The 16,027-nt window shown below is 66.2% G+C and carries 13 protein-coding genes and 3 tRNA genes; 9 read left to right on the top strand and 7 right to left on the bottom strand.

Features of this window, described 5'->3' with window-relative positions:
* Positions 1 to 173: 173 nt before the first annotated feature.
* Positions 174 to 250: transfer RNA gene (locus tag F3I62_RS18620), tRNA-Met, on the bottom strand.
* A 137-nt stretch (positions 251 to 387) separates the two neighbouring features.
* Here F3I62_RS18620 and dinB point away from each other — a divergent pair.
* A complete protein-coding gene (gene dinB, locus F3I62_RS18615; protein ID WP_160491139.1) occupies positions 388 to 1,443 on the top strand; it encodes a DNA polymerase IV in 1,056 nt (351 codons plus the stop codon).
* Between the two features lie 107 nt (positions 1,444 to 1,550).
* On the opposite strand, the gene F3I62_RS18610 is transcribed toward dinB, so the two are convergent.
* The 4 genes from F3I62_RS18610 to F3I62_RS18595 all read right to left on the bottom strand — a co-directional run bounded on the left by F3I62_RS18610 (position 1,551) and on the right by F3I62_RS18595 (position 6,285).
* Positions 1,551 to 1,955, bottom strand: coding sequence for an META domain-containing protein (locus F3I62_RS18610; protein WP_160491138.1), 405 nt, complete (start codon positions 1,953 to 1,955; stop codon positions 1,551 to 1,553).
* Entirely contained in the window at positions 1,952 to 2,389 is a 438-nt protein-coding gene (locus F3I62_RS18605; protein ID WP_160491137.1) for a hypothetical protein, read from the bottom strand. Before F3I62_RS18605 ends, F3I62_RS18610 begins: the two co-directional genes overlap by 4 nt.
* Before the next feature lie 30 nt (positions 2,390 to 2,419).
* Positions 2,420 to 3,415 carry a 2-hydroxyacid dehydrogenase gene (locus tag F3I62_RS18600; RefSeq protein WP_160491136.1) on the bottom strand — a complete coding sequence of 332 codons (996 nt, stop codon included), beginning with the start codon at positions 3,413 to 3,415 and terminating at the stop codon, positions 2,420 to 2,422.
* A 116-nt stretch (positions 3,416 to 3,531) separates the two neighbouring features.
* Positions 3,532 to 6,285 carry an ATP-binding protein gene (locus F3I62_RS18595; RefSeq protein ID WP_160491135.1) on the bottom strand — a complete coding sequence of 918 codons (2,754 nt, stop codon included), beginning with the start codon at positions 6,283 to 6,285 and terminating at the stop codon, positions 3,532 to 3,534.
* A 231-nt stretch (positions 6,286 to 6,516) separates the two neighbouring features.
* On the opposite strand from F3I62_RS18595, the gene cysM reads away from it, so the two are divergent.
* The 5 genes from cysM to F3I62_RS18570 all read left to right on the top strand — a co-directional run bounded on the left by cysM (position 6,517) and on the right by F3I62_RS18570 (position 12,677).
* Complete coding sequence (cysM, locus tag F3I62_RS18590; protein WP_160083236.1) at positions 6,517 to 7,410, top strand: cysteine synthase CysM; 894 nt, start codon at positions 6,517 to 6,519, stop codon at positions 7,408 to 7,410.
* Positions 7,411 to 7,471: 61 nt separating this feature from the next.
* Positions 7,472 to 8,839 (top strand): 23S rRNA (uracil(1939)-C(5))-methyltransferase RlmD, encoded by a 1,368-nt coding sequence (gene rlmD / locus F3I62_RS18585; protein ID WP_160491134.1) that lies wholly within the window; start codon positions 7,472 to 7,474, stop codon positions 8,837 to 8,839.
* 80 nt (positions 8,840 to 8,919) lie between these two features.
* Positions 8,920 to 11,166, top strand: coding sequence for a GTP diphosphokinase (relA, locus tag F3I62_RS18580; RefSeq protein ID WP_160491133.1), 2,247 nt, complete (start codon positions 8,920 to 8,922; stop codon positions 11,164 to 11,166).
* 120 nt (positions 11,167 to 11,286) lie between these two features.
* Positions 11,287 to 12,117 carry a nucleoside triphosphate pyrophosphohydrolase gene (gene mazG / locus F3I62_RS18575; protein ID WP_160491132.1) on the top strand — a complete coding sequence of 277 codons (831 nt, stop codon included), beginning with the start codon at positions 11,287 to 11,289 and terminating at the stop codon, positions 12,115 to 12,117.
* Between the two features lie 20 nt (positions 12,118 to 12,137).
* Positions 12,138 to 12,677 (top strand): DUF2058 domain-containing protein, encoded by a 540-nt coding sequence (locus F3I62_RS18570; RefSeq protein WP_160491131.1) that lies wholly within the window; start codon positions 12,138 to 12,140, stop codon positions 12,675 to 12,677.
* A gap of 525 nt (positions 12,678 to 13,202) precedes the next feature.
* Here F3I62_RS18570 and sugE read toward each other — a convergent pair.
* Both sugE and rdgC read right to left on the bottom strand, forming a co-directional pair.
* A complete protein-coding gene (gene sugE / locus F3I62_RS18565) occupies positions 13,203 to 13,517 on the bottom strand; it encodes a quaternary ammonium compound efflux SMR transporter SugE (RefSeq protein WP_160491130.1) in 315 nt (104 codons plus the stop codon).
* A 167-nt stretch (positions 13,518 to 13,684) separates the two neighbouring features.
* Positions 13,685 to 14,605: a recombination-associated protein RdgC gene (rdgC, locus tag F3I62_RS18560; protein ID WP_160491129.1), complete on the bottom strand. Its 921-nt coding sequence runs from the start codon at positions 14,603 to 14,605 to the stop codon at positions 13,685 to 13,687.
* A 202-nt stretch (positions 14,606 to 14,807) separates the two neighbouring features.
* Here rdgC and F3I62_RS18555 point away from each other — a divergent pair.
* The 3 genes from F3I62_RS18555 (at position 14,808) to F3I62_RS18545 (ending at position 15,909) form a co-directional block, all read left to right on the top strand.
* Positions 14,808 to 14,883, top strand: a tRNA-Val gene (locus F3I62_RS18555).
* Positions 14,884 to 14,903: 20 nt separating this feature from the next.
* Positions 14,904 to 14,980: transfer RNA gene (locus tag F3I62_RS18550), tRNA-Asp, on the top strand.
* A gap of 221 nt (positions 14,981 to 15,201) precedes the next feature.
* Positions 15,202 to 15,909: an FKBP-type peptidyl-prolyl cis-trans isomerase gene (locus F3I62_RS18545; protein WP_160491128.1), complete on the top strand. Its 708-nt coding sequence runs from the start codon at positions 15,202 to 15,204 to the stop codon at positions 15,907 to 15,909.
* Positions 15,910 to 16,027 lie beyond the last annotated feature (118 nt).

Here is a 16,027-nt window from a genome sequence, read left to right as displayed (position 1 = left end):
ACCTACGACCTTCGGGTTATGAGCCCGACGAGCTACCAGACTGCTCCATCCCGCGACGCCAATTCTACTGCGGAATAAGTTTCTGTCAATCGATTTCTGCTTTTTAATCAAATACTTAGATAAAAAGGCAGAAACGAAAAAGGCCACTCGTTTGAGTGGCCTTTCTTCGAAACTGGTTGCGGGAGCAGGATTTGAACCTACGACCTTCGGGTTATGAGCCCGACGAGCTACCAGACTGCTCCATCCCGCGGCGCCAATTCTATCGCCAAATCCTCGGCTGTCAACCTTTAACTTGGAAAAAATCCTGATCACTCAGGTGCTTAGCGAGGGGCGGATGGTAGACTCAAGGTCTTCAGGGCTTGCCTGCTGGGGCTTTCCGGACTTTTCGTGCGCAAGATCATCCATGTGGATTGCGACTGCTTCTACGCCGCCATCGAGATGCGCGACGACCCGCGCCTGGCCGGTAAACCGCTGGCCGTGGGCGGCGCCGCCGACCGCCGCGGGGTGGTCGCCACCTGCAACTACGAGGCGCGGGCCTGGGGCGTGCGCTCGGCCATGCCCATGCGCCAGGCCCTGAAGCTGTGCCCGGACCTGCAGATGGTCAAGCCGCGGATGGACGCCTACAAGGCGGTTTCCCGGGAAATTCACGGCATCTTTCGCGATTTCACCGAGATCATCGAGCCGCTGTCGCTGGATGAGGCCTACCTGGACGTGACCGACAGCGCGCATTTCGCCGGCAGCGCCACGCGCATCGCCCAGGAAATCCGCCGGCGGGTGTCGCAGGAGCTGCATATCACCGTGTCCGCCGGGGTGGCGCCGAACAAGTTTCTGGCCAAGATCGCCAGCGACTGGCGCAAGCCCAACGGGCTGTTCGTGATCACCCCGGACCAGGTCGAGGCGTTCGTTGCCGCGCTGCCGGTGGGCAAGCTGCACGGGGTGGGCAAGGTCACCGCGGACCGGCTGGGGCGCCTGGGCATCAGCACCTGCCTGGACCTGCGCGAGTGGAGCCGGCTGGCCCTGGCCCGCGAGTTCGGCAGCTTCGGCGAGCGCCTGTGGAACCTCTGCCGCGGCATCGACGAGCGCGCCCTGCAGACCGACAGCCGGCGCCAGTCGGTGAGCGTGGAGAACACCTACGATGAGGATATCCCCAACCTGGCGCTGTGCCTGAAGCGTCTGCCGGAGCTGCTGGAGCAGCTGGAAACCCGCCTGGCGCGCCTCGACAGCAGCTACAAGGCGGACAAACCCTTCGTCAAGGTCAAGTTCCACGACTTCAGCCAGACCACCCTGGAGCAGGCCGGCGCGCGGCGCGACCTGAACAGCTACCAGTTGCTGCTCAGCGCCGCCTTCGCCCGCGGCAACAAGCCGGTGCGACTGCTCGGGGTGGGGGTCAGGCTGGTCGACCTGCGCGGCCGCCATGAACAGCTGGAGCTGTTTGCGCCGTAGGGTGGGTTGAGGAGCGACGCGACGAAGCCCACGTAGCCGCGCACATAACACCGACCGTTGGGCTTCGCTGTGCTCAACCGCAACCTACGTATTCAGACAGGTGTTTCTCAGCCTTCTTCCGGCCACAGGCGGATCGGCTTGCCGGCGGCGGGCCACAGGCGTAGCTGGCCGATCCCCGAGACATCCCAGCGCTGCACGCTGCCGAGGACGTCGAGGAAGCGCTGCTCCTGCTCCATCAGCGCCGGTGCGCACATCTTGCGGGTGCTGCCGGCCTGGCCGAAGCTCAGCTTGTCGCCCTCCAGGGTGTAGGCGGCGAACCAGTGATTGCAGCCGGCGTTGCCGTAGGCGCGGCCATCCTCGCCGAGGGTCAGGGTCAGGTGGCTGCGGTCGATCAGCGGGCGCTCGCCGATCCATTCCACCTGGTAGGTCTTGTCGCTTTCCAGTTGAATCGGGTCGGCCGCGCAGCCGGCCAGGCAGGCGGCGAGCAGACCGAGGGCGAGCGTTGGCTTCATGCGCTTTTCTCCGTGCAGCGGGGGCAGAAGTGCTGACCGTCATGGCTGCGCCAGCCGAGTTCCAGGATGCGCGCCTCGGCGGCGGCGGGGCGGGCCTGCTCGCCCAGGGCGGCGTCTACGGCGAACTCGAAGTCCAGCTGGCTGGCGCAACCGTTGCAGTTGACCTGCCAGTTGAGGATAGCCAGTTCGCGGAAGGCCGGGCCGTTGGCGACCGCCAGCCACTGGCCGGGCGGGGTGATCATGTGGCGGACCTTTTCCACGAGCAGGCGCAGGGTCAGGGTGCGGCTGCCCTTGAGGGTCACCAGCAGGGTGTCGCCGGGTTGAATCGAGCCGCCGTTGCCGGTCACCTGGTAGCGGCCGGGCGACAGGGCGCGGCACTCGGTCAGGGTGTGTTGCGGGGCAAGCAGGGAATAACGGAAATCGTGTTCGGCCATGGGTCCTCCGGAATCGTGCCGGGCATGCTATCACGGGCCAGGTTGCACCTGATTGACCGGGCGGCCCGCGGCCCAGGCGACGATGTTGTCGCGGGTGGTGGCGGCGATGGCACTCAGCGCCTCGCGGGTGAGGAAGGCCTGGTGGGCGGTGACGATGACATTGGGAAAGCTCAGCAGGCGCGCCAGCACGTCGTCCTGCAGCGGCTGGTCGGAGCGGTCCTCGAAGAACAGTTCGGCTTCCTCTTCATAGACATCCAGGCCCAGGTAGCCGAGCTGGCCGCTCTTCAGTGCGCCGATCAGCGCCGGGGTGTCGACCAGCGCGCCGCGCCCGGTGTTGATCAGCATGGCGCCGGGTTTCATCTGTGCCAGGCGCGCGGCGTCGATCAGGTGGTGGCTGCTGGGCGTCAGCGGGCAGTGCAGGCTGATGACGTCGCTGCTGGCGAGCAGTTCGTCGAGGCCGACCTGGCGCCCGTTGACGGCGTCCAGGTTGGCCAGCGGGTAGGGGTCGTGCAGCAGGTTGTGGCAGCCGAAGCCGGCCATGATGCGGGCGAAGGCCAGGCCGATCTGGCCGCCGCCGATGATGCCGACGGTCTTGCCGTGCAGGTCGAAACCGCTCAGCCCGTGCAGGCTGAAGTCGCCCTCGCGGGTACGGTTGAAGGCGCGGTGGATGCGCCGGTTGAGCGCCAGGATCAGCGCCACCGCATGTTCGGCCACGGCAAAGGGCGAGTAGGCGGGCACCCGCACCACGCTCAGGCCCAACTGCTGGGCGGCCTTCAGGTCGACATGGTTGTAGCCGGCCGAGCGCAGGGCGATCAGCCGCGTGCCGCCGGCGGCCAGGCGCTGCAGCACGGGCGCCGAGAGGTCGTCGTTGATGAACGGGCAGACCACCGGGTAGCCCTCGGCCAGGGTGGCGGTATCCAGGCCCAGGCGGGCTTCCTGGAACTGCAGCGGCCAGCTGGCGGGCCAGTCGGCGGCGAGGAAGCTGTCGCGGTCATAGGGCTTGCTGCTGAACAGGAGAGTGCGCATGCGGGTTCCTGGGGGCTGCAGGCTGCCAGCCTGCATCTATGGATGGGGTAAGGGGCGGCATGGCCTGCAGCCGCGAATGGAGTCGCAGCCACGGAGCAGGCTCCTGCTCCGTGGGCTCAGGCGCAGACCGCAGCCTCCTCGGCCAGGCGGGCGATGGCGGCATCCAGCTCGTCGAGGGCCTGTTGCGCCGCCGGGTCGTCCTGTTTCAGCAGGGTTTCGCTGCGCTGGCAGGCCGCGCGCAATTGCGGCACGCCGCAGTAGCGGGTGGCGCCGTGCAGGCGGTGCACGCGCTCGATCAGCACGTTGCGCTCGCCGGCGTCGCGGGCCTGGCGGATGGTCTGGCGGTCGGCGGCCAGCGAGGCCAGCAGCATGTTCAGCATGTCGCCGGCCAGGTCGGCCTTGCCGGCGGCCAGGCGCAGGCCTTCCTCGGGGTCGAGCACGCGCAGCGTGCTGGTCGCCGGCTGCGCCTCGCTCGCCTCGGTGGCCAGCTGGCTGCGCAGGTCCAGACCGGTCCACTTGAGCACCACCTGGGCCAGCTGGCGTTCGTTGATCGGCTTGGTCAGGTAGTCGTCCATGCCGCTCTGCAGCAGGGCGCGCTTCTCGTTGGCCAGGGCGTGGGCGGTGAGGGCGACGATCGGCATCGGGCTGCGACCGTGTTCCTGTTCCCACAGGCGCAGCGCCTCGGTGGTCTGGCGGCCATCCAGGCCGGGCATCTGCACGTCCATGAAGACCAGGTCGAAGCTGTGCTGCTGGGCACTGTCGAGGGCCGCATAGCCGCTGTCGACGGCGACCACTTCGGCGCCCATGTCGCCGAGCAGGGTCTGCACCAGCAGCAGGTTGGCCGGATTGTCGTCGACGCACAGCAGGCGCGGGGCGCGGCTGGTCAGCGGCTGGCGCACCTCGACCTTGTGCGGGCGCGGATGGACCAGGTCGATCAGCGCGCGCTGCAGCTTGCGCGTGCAGGCCGGCTTGGCCTGCAGCTGGCTGTGCGCGTCCGGCAGGCACTGGTGGTACAGCGCCTGCTCGGTGGTGGGACACAGCACCAGGCTCTTGCAGTTGAGCCGGTCGAGGTCCCAGACCCGCTGGCTGAGCTGTTCCGGTGGCAGCTCCTGGGCGCGCACGCCGAGCACTGCCAGTTCGATCGGCTGCTCGCCCTGGTGCTGCTGTTCCACGCATTCGAGCAGGCCGTCGAGGCTGTTGAAGGCCAGCACCTGCAGGCCGCAGTCCTCCAGCTGGTGGTGCAGGGACTGGTTGACCAGGACATGGCTTTCCAGCAGGGCCACGCGCCGGCCGCCCAGCGGCGCGCGCGGCAGGTCCTCGCTGTCGTCGCGGGCCTTGGGCAGGCTCAGGCTGATCCAGAATTCCGAGCCGCTGCCCGGGCTGCTGTCGACGCCGATCTCGCCGCCCATCTGCTCGATCAGGCGCTTGGAGATCACCAGGCCAAGGCCGGTGCCGCCGGCCTGGCGGCTCAGCGAGTTGTCGGCCTGGCTGAAGGCCTGGAACAGTGCGCGCTGGTCGTCCTCGGAGAGACCGACGCCGGTGTCCTGCACGCTGATGCGCAGCTGCGCGCGGTCGTCGCTTTCGTCCTCGACCATGGCGCGCAGGGCGATGGTGCCTTCGCGGGTGAACTTGATCGCGTTGCTCACCAGGTTGGTCAGCACCTGCTTGAGGCGCTGCGGGTCGCCCTGCAGCGACAGCGGCGTGTCGCGGTAGATCAGGCTGACCAGCTCCAGCTGCTTCTCGTGGGCGGCCGGGGCGAGGATGGTCAGGGTGTCCTGCAGCAGGTCGCGCAGGTTGAACGGGATGCTTTCCAGGATCAGCTTGCCGGCCTCGATCTTGGAGAAGTCGAGGATCTCGTTGATGATGCCCAGCAGGCTCTCGGCGGACTTCTCGATGGTGTTCAGGTAGTCCTGCTGGCGCGGGCTCATGTCGCTTTTCTGCAGCAGGTTGGTGAAGCCGAGAATGCCGTTGAGCGGGGTGCGGATCTCGTGGCTCATGTTGGCGAGGAACTCGGACTTGATCCGGCTGGCCTCCAGGGCCTCCTTGCGCGCGAAGTCCAGCTCGATGTTCTGGATCTCGATGGTCTCCAGGTTCTGCCGCACGTCCTCGGTGGCCTGGTCGATGCTGTGCTGCAGTTCGTCCTGGGCGTTCTGCAGCGATTCGGCCATGCGGTTGATGCCCGAGGCCAGTTCGTCCAGCTCGTGATTGCCGAGGGCCGGCAGGCGGGTCTGCAGGTTGCCGTCCTTGAGCTGGGCCACCCCCTGTTTGATGCTGCGCAGCGGCTCGTTGATGCTGCGGCTCATGCGCAGGGCGAGCAGGGCGGTGACGGTCAGCCCGGCGGCGATCAGCAGCAGGCTGGCGAACAGGCTGCGGTAGCCCTGCAGCAGGGTGCGGTGGTGCGACAGCTCCAGCTCGACCCAGCCGATCAGGCGGTTGGCCTCGGCATCGCTCTGCGCGCCGACCAGGCTGCGGTGGCGGCCGTAGACCGGCAGCAGAAAGCGCGTGGCGTCGCGCCCGCTGCTTTGTACCAAGGGGCTGCCATCGCTTTGCGGCGGCGGGCTGAGCATGCTCGGGCCGGCATGGGCCAGGGGCGTGCGCTCGCTGGAGAGGAAGTTGACGGCCCGCACATCGTCCTGATTGAGGGTTTCCTTGGCCAGGCGTTCGAGCAGCGCGGCGTCGTTGCGCCCGAGCGCGGCGGCGGCCAGCGGGGCGAGCTGCTGCACCATCAGCTCGCCGCGCTGCTGCAGCTGGCTGCGCAGTTCGGCCAGCTGCATCCAGGTGAAATAGCCACCCAGCACCAGCGCCAGCAAGCTGGTGGGCAGCAGGGTGAGCAGCAGCACGCGGCCCTTGATCCCGAGTTCCTTGAACACGACCTTCTCCATCGTGGTGTTGCCGGCAGTTTAGCGGCACATTGACCGGGAATCTCCCAGGGCTTTTGGCAAATTGCGAGCAGTTGGCGTTTGCGCCTGTTCCCCTGGCGCAGAGAGCCGGCCCCTTTCTATAACCCGTAGTAATAAAGTGCGAGCGTTCCGCAATATGGCCTGGCCCGGTTTGCCGGTATCATGGGCACCTCCATCTGTACCCGGATCATTCAGTTCGCCATGAGCCTGCAGTTCCCCACTATCGCCGAGTGCATCGGCAACACCCCGCTGGTGCGCCTGCAACGCCTGCCCGGCAACACCTCCAATACCCTGCTGGTGAAGCTGGAAGGCAACAACCCGGCCGGTTCGGTGAAGGATCGCCCGGCGCTGTCGATGATCAGCCGCGCCGAGCTGCGCGGTGACATCCGGCCCGGCGACGTGCTGATCGAGGCCACCAGCGGCAACACCGGCATCGCCCTGGCCATGGCCGCGGCGATCAAGGGCTACAAGATGGTGCTGATCATGCCGGACAACTCCACCGCCGAACGCAAGGCGGCGATGACCGCCTACGGCGCCGAGCTGATCCTGGTCGACAGCATGGAAGGCGCCCGCGACCTGGCCCTGCAGATGCAGGAAGAGGGGCGCGGCAAGGTCCTCGACCAGTTCGCCAACGGCGACAATCCGGTGGCCCACTACAGCAGCACCGGCCCGGAGATCTGGCAGCAGACCCAGGGCCGCATCACCCACTTCATCAGCTCCATGGGCACCACCGGCACCATCATGGGCGTGTCGCGTTACCTCAAGGAACAGAATCCGGCGGTGCAGATCGTCGGCCTGCAGCCCCAGGAAGGCTCGGCGATCCCCGGTATCCGCCGGTGGCCCGAGGAGTACCTGCCGAAGATCTTCGACGCCACGCGGGTCGACCGGGTGATCGACATGGGCCAGCAGGAGGCCGAGCAGGTGATGCGCCGCCTGGCGCGCGAGGAGGGCATCTTCTGCGGGGTTTCCTCCGGCGGGGCGGTGGCCGGCATGCTGCGCCTGTCCGCGGAGGTGGAGAACGCGGTGATGGTGGCGATCATCTGCGACCGCGGCGACCGCTACCTGTCCACCGGGATCTACGACGACCCGCAGTAACCATGACGGCCGCGCGCAAGCCGCGGCCCATGCCCACCGTATCGAACAGCAGGTAATCCAGATGGCCAAGCGCAGCAGTGGCTTGCGTTTCCAACCCAGCGGCGGCGAGCGCAAGGCGCAGGTGCCGGTGGGCAAGAAGCAGAAGCTCGGCATCGAGCGGCTGGCTAATGACGGCCGCGGCATCGCCTTCGTCGAGGGGCGCACCTGGTTCGTCGCCGGTGGCCTGCCCGGCGAGGAGGTCGAGGCCCGCGTGCTGGCTGCCCGCAGCCAGGTGGTCGAGGCCCGCGCCGAGCGCATCCTGCAGGCGGTGGAGCTGCGCCGCCAGCCCCCTTGCGCGCATGCTGGCAGGTGTGGCGGCTGCACCCTGCAGCACCTGCCGCACGCCGAGCAGCTTGCCCTGAAACAGCGCAGCCTGAGTGAGCAGCTGCAGCGGGTGGCCGGGCTTGAGCCCGAGCAGTGGGCCGCGCCGCTGGTCGGCCCCGAGTTCGCCTACCGCCGCCGCGCGCGCATCGCCGTGCGCTGGGACGTCAAGGCCAGGCAGCTGGAGGTCGGTTTCCGCGCTGCCGCCAGCCAGGACATCGTCGCCATCGCCGATTGCCCGGTCCTGGTACAGCCCTTGCAGCCTTTGCTGCGCGCGTTACCGCTGTTACTGCGCAGCCTGGACAAGCCGCAGGCGCTCGGTCACGTCGAACTGTTCCACGGCACCCAGGCGGCCCTGCTGCTGCGCCACACCGCGCCGCTGGGCGAGGCCGACCTGGCGCGCCTGCGCAGCTTCTGCGCCGAGCACCAGGCCCAGCTGTGGCTGCACGGGGCCGGCGAGCCGGCGGCCGATCAGCCCGGCCTGGAGAGGTCCGGGCAGCGCCTGGGCTACCGCCTGGAGCCGTGGAACCTGGAGCTGCAGTACCGCCCGGGCGACTTCGTCCAGGTCAACGGGCCGGTCAATCAGGCGATGGTCGAACAGGCGCTAGACTGGTTGGCGCCGCAGACTGGCGAGCGGCTGCTGGATCTGTTCTGCGGCCTGGGCAACTTCGCCCTGCCGCTGGCCCAGCAGGTGGCCGAGGTGGTGGCGGTGGAAGGGGTGCAGGCGATGGTCGAGCGGGCTCGCGAGAATGCCGCGGTCAATGGCCTGGGCAATCTGCACTTTTTCCAGGCCGATCTGTCGAAACCGCTGGGCACAGCCGGCTGGGCCAAGCAGCCGTTCGACGCGGTATTGCTCGATCCGCCGCGTGACGGCGCATTCGAGGTGGTCAAGCAGATCGGCGCGCTGGGTGCCCGGCGCCTGGTCTATGTATCGTGCAACCCGGCGACCCTGGCCCGCGATGCGGCCGAGCTGGTGCGCCAGGGGTATCGGCTCAAGCGGGCCGGCATCCTCGACATGTTCCCGCAGACGGCGCATGTCGAGGCGATGGCGTTATTCGAGGTGGGCTAGGACGCTCACGCAATCCGACCGGCCCAGAGAGGCTGGCGATATTTCGGTGGGGCGAACGCCCGCCGTAGGGAAGGTAAACAATGGTACAGGTCAGGGCTCATCAGCCGATCAACGATGACGGCAGCATCAACCTGGAGGCGTGGCTGGACCACACCCTGAGTGCCGATCCGGCGCTGGACCGCGCGGCGCTGAAAGTCGCCTGCGAGTTCGCCCGCGACGCCGAGCAGCAGGCCAATGCCGCGCAGAACCTGTGGGCCGAGGGCAACTCCAGCTTTCGCACCGGCCTGGAGATCGCCGAGATCCTCGCCGATCTCAAGCTCGACCAGGATTCGCTGGTCGCCGCGGTGATCTACCGCACCGTGCGCGAGGGCAAGATCACCCTCAAGACGGTGCAGGAGAAATTCGGCCCGGTGGTGGCCAAGCTGGTCGAGGGCGTGCTGCGCATGGCGGCGATCAGTGCCAGCCTCAACCCGCGTGATTCCCTGGTGCTCGGCTCCCAGGCGCAGGTGGAAAACCTGCGCAAGATGCTGGTGGCCATGGTCGACGACGTGCGCGTGGCGCTGATCAAGCTGGCCGAACGCACCTGCGCGATCCGCGCGGTCAAGCATGCCGACGACGAGAAGCGCCATCGGGTGGCCCGCGAGGTGTTCGACATCTACGCGCCGCTGGCTCACCGCCTGGGCATCGGCCATATCAAGTGGGAGCTGGAGGACCTGTCCTTCCGCTACCTGGAGCCCGAGCAGTACAAGCAGATCGCCAAGCTGCTGCACGAGCGCCGCCTGGATCGCCAGCAGTACATCGCCGACGTGATGCAGCAGCTGCGCAACGAGCTGACCGCCGCCGGGATCAAGGCCGACATCAGCGGGCGGGCCAAACACATCTATTCGATCTGGCGCAAGATGCAGCGCAAGGGCCTGCAGTTCAGCCAGATCTACGACGTGCGCGCGGTGCGCGTGCTGGTGCCGGAGATGCGCGACTGCTACACCGCGCTGGGCATCGTGCACAGCCTGTGGCGGCACATCCCCAAGGAGTTCGACGACTACATCGCCAACCCCAAGGAGAACGGCTACCGCTCCCTGCACACCGCGGTGATCGGTCCGGACGGCAAGGTCCTGGAAGTGCAGATCCGCACCTCGGCCATGCACGAGGAAGCCGAGCTGGGGGTGTGTGCGCACTGGAAGTACAAGGGCACCGACGTCAAGGGCAACTCCGACCACTACGAGGAGAAGATCTCCTGGCTGCGCCAGGTGCTCGAGTGGCACGAGGAACTGGGCGACATCGGCGGCCTGGCCGACCAGCTGCGCGTCGATATCGAGCCGGACCGGGTCTACGTGTTCACCCCGGACGGCCACGCCATCGACCTGCCCAAGGGCGCCACGCCGCTGGACTTCGCCTACCGGGTGCACACCGAGATCGGCCACAACTGCCGCGGGGCCAAGGTCAACGGGCGCATCGTGCCGCTGACCTACAGCCTGCAGACCGGCGAGCAGGTGGAGATCATCACCGGCAAGCACGGCTCGCCGAGCCGCGACTGGCTGAACTCCAACCTCGGCTACATCACCACCTCGCGGGCGCGGGCGAAGATCGTCCACTGGTTCAAGCTGCAGGACCGCGACCAGAACGTCGCCGCCGGCAAGGCCATGCTCGAACGCGAGTTGGCGCGCCTGGCGCTGCCCCACGTGGACTTCGACAAGCTGGCCGACAAGTGCAACATGAAGACCGCCGAGGACATGCATGCCGCCCTCGGTGCCGGCGACCTGCGCCTGGCCCACGCGGTCAACCTGGCCCAGCAGCTGGTCGAGCCGGAGCGCGGCAGCGAGCAGCTGGAGCTGATCCCGCGGCGCGCCGCTGGTGGCTACAAGCCGGGCAAGCGCGGCGATATCCAGATCCAGGGGGTCGGCAACCTGCTGACGCAGATGGCCGGCTGCTGCCAGCCGCTGCCGGGCGACCCGATCGTCGGCTACATCACCCTCGGCCGCGGGGTGTCCATCCACCGCCAGGACTGCGCCTCGGTGCTGCAGCTGGCCGGGCGCGAGCCGGAACGGATCATCCAGGTCAGCTGGGGCCCGGTGCCGGTGCAGACCTATCCGGTGGACATCATCATTCGTGCCTACGACCGTTCCGGTCTGCTGCGCGACGTCTCGCAGCTGCTGCTCAACGAACGGCTCAACGTGCTGGCGGTCAATACCCGCTCGAACAAGGAAGACAACACCGCATCGATGCAGCTGACCATCGAGATTCCCGGGCTGGATGCCCTGGGCCGCCTGCTCGGGCGCATCTCGCAGTTGCCCAACATCATCGAGGTCCGCCGTAGCCGCAGTAATTGAGCGGCTGCCGATAGCCGGGTAGGGCGAGTGAAACCCTTGTGTCGATACGCGGGTTTTATCCGCCCTACGGCCTGCGCTCGCGACGCTCAACCATCACCGTTATCTACTTCGGGGCTTGTCATGTACCAACTCGACGACCTGCTGCACCTGATGGCCCGCCTGCGCGACCCGCAGCACGGCTGCCCGTGGGACCTGAAACAGGACTACGCGAGCATAGTCCCGTACACCATCGAGGAAGCCTACGAGGTGGCCGACGCCATCGAGCGCGGCGACTTCGAACACCTGCCGGGCGAGCTCGGCGACCTGCTGTTCCAGGTGGTCTACTACAGCCAGCTGGCCCGCGAGGAGGGGCGCTTCGAGTTCGCCCAGGTGGTCGATGGCATTACCCGCAAGCTGATCCGCCGCCACCCGCATGTGTTCGTCGATGGCGACCTGTATGGCGCGCCGGATGCGGCCAGGCTCGAGGAAGCGGCGGTCAAGCAGCGTTGGGAAGAGCTGAAGGCCGAGGAGCGTGCGGAGAAGGCTGCCGCCCCCGAGCAGCTGTCCCTGCTCGATGATGTGCCCCACGCGCTGCCGGCCCTCAGCCGCGCGGCCAAGTTGCAGAAGCGCGCGGCCCAGGTCGGTTTCGACTGGCCGGAGGCCCTGCCGGTGGTGGACAAGGTGCGCGAAGAGCTGGACGAAGTGCTGGAGGCCATGAGCGAGAACGACCCGCAGGCCATCGCCGAGGAAATCGGCGACCTGCTGTTCGTGGTCACCAACCTGGCACGCCATCTCAAGGTCGATCCGGAAACCGCCCTGCGCAGTGCCAACGGCAAGTTCGAGCGGCGCTTCCGCTTTATCGAACAAACCTTGCGCGCAGCCGGCCAGGCCATTGAGAATTGCAGCCTGGAACAACTGGATGCCCTGTGGGGCGAAGCCAAGAAGCAGGAAAAACGCCTGCCTGGCTGTTAACTGTCGAGATTGAATGCCCTATGAGCCTTTCCCTCCGCGATCAGCTGTTGAAAGCCGGCCTGGTCAATGAAAAGCAGGCCAAGCAGGCCGGCAAGCAGAAGCAGAAGCAGCAGCGCCTGGAGAAGAAGAACCAGGTCGAAGTCGACGACTCGCAGAAACAGGCCGCCCTGCAGGCCATGGCCGAGAAGGTTGCGCGCGACCAGGAGCTGAACCGCCAGCAGCAGGAGAAGGCCGCGCAGAAGGCCCTCGCCGCGCAGATCAAGCAACTGATCGAGACCTCGCGCCTGCCGAAGCTGAGCAGCGAGGACTACTACAACTTCGTCGACGACAAGAAGGTCAAGCGCATCGCGGTCAACGGCATGCTGCGCGACAAGCTCAGTCGTGGCTCGCTGGCCATCGTCCGCCATGCCGGCGGCTACGAGATCATCCCCCGCGAAGCCGCGCTGAAGATCCAGGAGCGCGACCCGCAGCGCGTGCTGCTGCTCAACACCCAGACCGAAGCGCCGGATGCCGACGACCCGTACGCCGCCTACCAGGTGCCGGATGACCTGATGTGGTGAAGGCGCATCAGCGCAAAAAAGCCGGGCACTGCCCCTAATGCCGTTCACTTAAGCATTAGATGCTTGGTGGGGAGCCCCGAAAGCCCGATGTCAGCTGCCTGATATCGGGTTTTTTCTTGTGCTTTCGGGGCTGCATGTGGGGTTGAACCACAAGCTTCACCCTCGCAGGATAGAAATTAGGCCAAGAAAAGACGATGTCCCCTTTATGTATTGCGGGTGCCTGTATGTAGGGCGTTACCTGAGCAGCCGGCATGCCGACAACCTGACGGCCCTGACGCTGATGGGGCGCAAGGGCTGGAACAATTCGTCGTCGGAGAGGACGAAGCCCGTCTGATGCCACCCACCAAGGGGCCAATGTGGCCTGCAACCTACAGAGCGCGGTGGATGGTGAGCATTACCTGATCCTGCACCACACAATCACTCGGGAGGATGGTGACAACCAGCAACTGGAGTTCGTGGCCAAGGTCGCCCAGGCAGGCGTGTTTTCGCACAGCCTGAATCGGCGGGCTTTTTTCTGTCCGTGCTTCAATGGCTGAGCTTCAGCCCGAGCAGGCCGGCCACGATCAGCCCGACGCTGAGCAGGCGCAGCAGCGCCATCGACTCGCCGAACAGGATGATCCCGGCGATCACCGTGCCCACCGCGCCGACTCCGGTCCAGATGGCGTAGGCGGTGCCCAGCGGCAGCTCCTTCATCGCCAGGCCGAGCAGGGCCAGGCTGACGATCATCGCGCCAACGGTGAGCAGGGTAGGGAGGGGGCGGGTGAAACCGTCGGTGTATTTCAGGCCGACGGCCCAGCCGACTTCGAACAGACCGGCGAGAAACAGGATGATCCAGGACATGGGTGGCTCCGCAGTAAGGCTATGAATGCGGGCCGTCCCGGGTGGTCACTCGCGAGGAGTGGCAAGGTCGTCCTTGCGCTGTGCGTTATTCTGCACATCGCTCTGCACAGGGCAAGCTCGCAAGGACGAGCCGGCCCCGGCAGATGTTGCCGGATTTGTCCGGGCGGTCAGATGCCTTCTGGAATATCTTCGCCGCCGAGGGCTTCGAACAGCGCCGGCAGGAAGTCGCAGAAGGTCAGCATCATCAGGGTGAAGCTGGCGTCCAGCTGGCCTAGGTTGTCGTCGCCGCCATCCTGGGCGGCCTGGTCCTGCAGCAGGTCCTCGAAGCGCAGGCGCTTGACCACCAGCTTGTCGTCGAGGACGAAGGACAGCTTGTCCTGCCAGGCCAGGGACAGCTGGGTGACCAGCTTGCCGGCGGACAGGTGCAGCTGGATTTCCTCGCTGGTCAGGTCCTGGCGCTTGCAGCGCACCACGCCGCCGTCTTCGGCGGTGTCGCGCAGCTCGCACTCGTCGAGGACGAAGAAGTCCGCCGCGGCCTGCTGCGACTTGACCCAGTCGGTCATGGTTGCGGTCGGCGCCATCTTCACCGTCAGCGGGCGTACCGGCAGCGAGCCCATGACTTCGCGCAGGGTCGAGAGCAGGTCTTCGGCGCGCTTAGGACTGGCCGAGTCGACCAGGATCAGGCCGAGCTTGGGCGCGATGGCGGCGAAGGTGGCCGAGCGGCGGACGAAGGCGCGCGGCAGGAAGGACATGACGATCTCGTCCTTGAGCTGGTCGCGCTCCTTCTTGTAGACCTTGCGCATCTGTTCGGCTTCGATCTGCTCGACCTTTTCCTTCAGGGCGTCGCGCACCACGCTGCCCGGCAGGATGCGCTCTTCCTTGCGCGCTGCGACCAGCAGGAAGTCACCGCTGACGTGCACCAGCGGCGCGTCTTCGCCTTTGCCGAAGGGGGCGATGAAACCGTAGGTGGTCAGCTCCTGGCTGGCGCAGGAACGTGCCGGCTTGGTGGCCAGTGCCGCTTCCAGCGCCTCGGCGTCGAAAGGCAGGTCCTGGGTCAGGCGATAGACAAGCAGGTTGCGGAACCACATGGGGGTGACACTCCAATTACGCAAAGCGCGCATTATTCTCTGCCGGGGCGGATTGTCCAAGCTGCAGTCGAGTCTTCCTCTGCGGGAAATGACGAGCAGCCCCCGTTCTCCTAAGCCTTTGGAACTGCTGAAAATTTTTTTTGAAAAAGAGCTTGCCAAGGTTCGGGACGCTGTCTAGAATGCGCCCCACTTCGAGAGTGAAGGGTGATTAGCTCAGCCGGGAGAGCATCTGCCTTACAAGCAGAGGGTCGGCGGTTCGATCCCGTCATCACCCACCATCTCGCTCACGAGGTTACGCGCAGCGGTAGTTCAGTCGGTTAGAATACCGGCCTGTCACGCCGGGGGTCGCGGGTTCGAGTCCCGTCCGCTGCGCCATACATAAGCCTTGGTTAGACTGAAGACCAAGGCTGGAAGAAACGACCGAAAGGTCGTTTTTTTTTGCCCGCGATTTACTGCGAGTGGGCCTGGAGCTGGCGCACAAGCTGAACTAATCCACGGTTCATGGCTCCTACTGGCGTAGCCATTAATTGGCGCAGGCTGCTAAGCTCGCCCACTCACCGATAGCCTGCTTCAGGGCGCTCCAACAAGGATCAAGCATGAAACAACATCGTTTAGCCGCGGCGGTTGCCCTGGTAGGCCTGGTACTGGCCGGTTGCGATTCGCAGACCAGCGAAGTCGAACTGAAAACCCCGGCGCAGAAAGCCTCCTACGGCATCGGCCTGAACATGGGCAAGAGCCTGGCCCAGCAAGGCATCGACGACCTGGACCAGAAGGCCATTTCCCAGGGCATCGCCGACGCCCTGGGCAAGCAGGAGCAGAAGCTGAAGGACGAAGAGCTGGTCGAGGCCTTCACCTTCCTGCAGAAGCGTGCCGAGCAGCGCATGCTGGCGCTGAACGAGGAAGCGGCCAAGGCCGGCAAGAAGTTCCTCGAGGACAACGCCAAGAAAGACGGCGTGACCACCACCGCTTCCGGCCTGCAGTACGAAGTGCTGAAGAAAGCCGACGGCGCTCAGCCCAAGGCCACCGACGTGGTCACCGTTCACTACGAAGGCAAGCTGACCGATGGCACCGTCTTCGACAGCTCCGTCGAGCGCGGCAGCCCGATCGACCTGCCGGTCAGCGGCGTGATCCCGGGTTGGGTCGAAGGCCTGCAACTGATGCACGTCGGCGAGAAGTACAAGCTGTACATCCCGAGCGAGCTGGCTTACGGTGAGCAGAGCCCGAGCCCGACCATTCCGGCCAACTCGGTGCTGGTATTCGAGCTGGAACTGCTGGCCATCAAGGATCCTGCTGCCCAGCAGTAAGCCTGATGCTTGCGCGCAACGCCCCGCCTGGTCGGGGCGTTGTCGTTTCTGCGTCCCTGGCAGAACGTCGGGCTGACTCGGCGGTCTGAAAAAGAGGTAATCGACGAGCAGGTGTTAC

Origin of the sequence: Pseudomonas sp. R-28-1W-6 (assembly GCF_009799925.1) — a bacterium.
Taxonomy (GTDB): Bacteria; Pseudomonadota; Gammaproteobacteria; order Pseudomonadales; family Pseudomonadaceae; genus Aquipseudomonas.
This window is presented reverse-complemented; position numbering and strand designations above follow the sequence as displayed.

What these genes read in the sequence shown, in the direction of transcription:
- F3I62_RS18545 (WP_160491128.1), top strand. Translation starts at nt 15,202, where the DNA reads ATGAAACAACATCGTTTAGCCGCGGCGGTTGCCCTGGTAGGCCTGGTA.
- F3I62_RS18610 (WP_160491138.1), bottom strand. Translation starts at nt 1,955, where the DNA reads ATGAAGCCAACGCTCGCCCTCGGTCTGCTCGCCGCCTGCCTGGCCGGC.
- F3I62_RS18570 (WP_160491131.1), top strand. Translation starts at nt 12,138, where the DNA reads ATGAGCCTTTCCCTCCGCGATCAGCTGTTGAAAGCCGGCCTGGTCAAT.
- sugE (WP_160491130.1), bottom strand. Translation starts at nt 13,517, where the DNA reads ATGTCCTGGATCATCCTGTTTCTCGCCGGTCTGTTCGAAGTCGGCTGG.
- cysM (WP_160083236.1), top strand. Translation starts at nt 6,517, where the DNA reads ATGAGCCTGCAGTTCCCCACTATCGCCGAGTGCATCGGCAACACCCCG.
- relA (WP_160491133.1), top strand. Translation starts at nt 8,920, where the DNA reads ATGGTACAGGTCAGGGCTCATCAGCCGATCAACGATGACGGCAGCATC.
- mazG (WP_160491132.1), top strand. Translation starts at nt 11,287, where the DNA reads ATGTACCAACTCGACGACCTGCTGCACCTGATGGCCCGCCTGCGCGAC.
- rlmD (WP_160491134.1), top strand. Translation starts at nt 7,472, where the DNA reads ATGGCCAAGCGCAGCAGTGGCTTGCGTTTCCAACCCAGCGGCGGCGAG.
- rdgC (WP_160491129.1), bottom strand. Translation starts at nt 14,605, where the DNA reads ATGTGGTTCCGCAACCTGCTTGTCTATCGCCTGACCCAGGACCTGCCT.
- F3I62_RS18605 (WP_160491137.1), bottom strand. Translation starts at nt 2,389, where the DNA reads ATGGCCGAACACGATTTCCGTTATTCCCTGCTTGCCCCGCAACACACC.
- F3I62_RS18600 (WP_160491136.1), bottom strand. Translation starts at nt 3,415, where the DNA reads ATGCGCACTCTCCTGTTCAGCAGCAAGCCCTATGACCGCGACAGCTTC.